Annotated in this window: 4 protein-coding genes; 3 read left to right on the forward strand and 1 reads right to left on the reverse strand. The window is 55.2% G+C overall.

Annotated features, from left to right (window positions below):
* The 3 genes from EP376_RS23260 to EP376_RS22625 form a co-directional block, all read left to right on the forward strand.
* Positions 1 to 271 (forward strand): hypothetical protein (locus EP376_RS23260; protein ID WP_206074839.1); only part of this gene is annotated, 271 nt, incomplete at its 5' end.
* Between the two features lie 96 nt (positions 272 to 367).
* A complete protein-coding gene (locus tag EP376_RS22620) occupies positions 368 to 631 on the forward strand; it encodes a DUF3892 domain-containing protein (RefSeq protein ID WP_127657720.1) in 264 nt (87 codons plus the stop codon).
* 102 nt (positions 632 to 733) lie between these two features.
* Complete coding sequence (locus EP376_RS22625) at positions 734 to 1,021, forward strand: DUF3892 domain-containing protein (protein WP_037275356.1); 288 nt, start codon at positions 734 to 736, stop codon at positions 1,019 to 1,021.
* Between the two features lie 32 nt (positions 1,022 to 1,053).
* Here EP376_RS22625 and EP376_RS22630 read toward each other — a convergent pair whose 3' ends face one another.
* A complete protein-coding gene (locus EP376_RS22630; protein WP_127657721.1) occupies positions 1,054 to 1,446 on the reverse strand; it encodes a hypothetical protein in 393 nt (130 codons plus the stop codon).
* Positions 1,447 to 1,519: the final 73 nt, after the last annotated feature.

Raw genomic sequence — 1,519 nt, forward strand, 5'->3', positions numbered from 1 at the left:
TCTGGCCTTTTTCTTTGGCGAACGATCCTACGTTTTCGTCATAAAAACTATAACGTACTGGATTTTTGGTCAAGAGCGAATCGACCATTTCAGCAAAGTCCAGAGACAAGAGGAAAGGAAGGAGGTGAACAACATGGCAAAATCGAACAGCGAAGTAACGAGCGCGAAGGCTGCATCAGCAGCATCAAAAGTGCTCAGAAATCCAAAGTCCAGCCCGGCGGCAAAGACAGCGGCGGCTTCTGCGCTCACGCAGCGTCCGAACAAAAAATGACTCTGAAACATTGGGGTGCCGGATGATACCCGGCACCTCTCCAAACAGGGATGGCACAAGCCATACTGAACTTTTTATTATCAAGGAGTGCCTCGGATGGCCGACAGAAAAGTAACAGCATCAGGAAAAGACAAGGACAGCGACATCACCAAGCTTTGCAAATCGGGCGAGGCATGGTCCCCACGGCTGAAGGCTGACGCGATCCGCGATATCGAAAACGGCACGCATACCTACTACGTCCAGCAGGCTGGCACGTCCCGTGTCGACATCACCGTGGTGAACGGAACGACCGGCAAATACCTTCGCTCGACCGCCGATAAGTCGTCGAGCAACAACTTGGACAATCTCCCTGATTGCTAAGGCTATGACCCTACAACATCAGGGCTCGCAGATAGCATCTACCTCTGCGGGTCCGTTTCAACCTGGCATCCTAGAATGTCATGAAAAAAAGGATATCACGTCATGCCACAGGATCATCAGATCACCTGCATTATTCCAGACGGCGCGGACTCCGACCGGCGTATTGACAGCATCGGCGGTGCCACTGGTTCCAAGAGTGGTGGTCCCTGGTGCATCAAGCTCGATGTTGCCATCAAAGGTATCGAAGACGGCACTTGGCGCTTCTGGACCAGCGTCAATGGCAACTCGGTCTGGGTCATCATCGCTACGCGGAATGGAAAGAAATACCTGAAAACCGAAGCGGATGGTGCCGAACCGAATAACCTCCTTAGTCTGCCGCGCTGCAAATAGGCCCTGGGGTGCGCAACACCCAAGTGCCTAGCCTATCTCAACCCTAACCGGCTCAGGACACCACGCCTGCTTTCCTGGCCCTCCAAAAGCCGTTTCTCGAATTCGACATTCGACGGCAGGCTTACCAGGGTCAGACGCCACAACGTCTTGTCGTGCGGCCAGCTCGGCGGACGCCAGTCCTGACGTTCCACCCCGACTATCTCCATGCAGTCTGGAAAGTGCAGCCACGGAACCTGCTCGCCACTGGGAGAGTTGCCAACCTGCTCCTGTGGGGCATCGAGGAACGTGAACCCATCTGCCTCCGTCCCGTCCAAAAAGAGGAACCGTGCGGTTTCTTCCTCGCTCGGGCAAAGCCCGCTCACGGCAACCCAGTCGCCGCAGGTCGGGACCTTCGCGGCATCAAGAACAACGCGCCATTTCTTCATCTTGGCCACCTCTCTGCAAACGTCTTTCACCGTTCTCTGTCTCTGTCTTGATCGCGGCCCTGTCCACGCTCGG

Origin of the sequence: Alexandriicola marinus, assembly GCF_004000435.1 — a bacterium.
Classification (GTDB): Bacteria; Pseudomonadota; Alphaproteobacteria; order Rhodobacterales; family Rhodobacteraceae; genus Alexandriicola; species Alexandriicola marinus.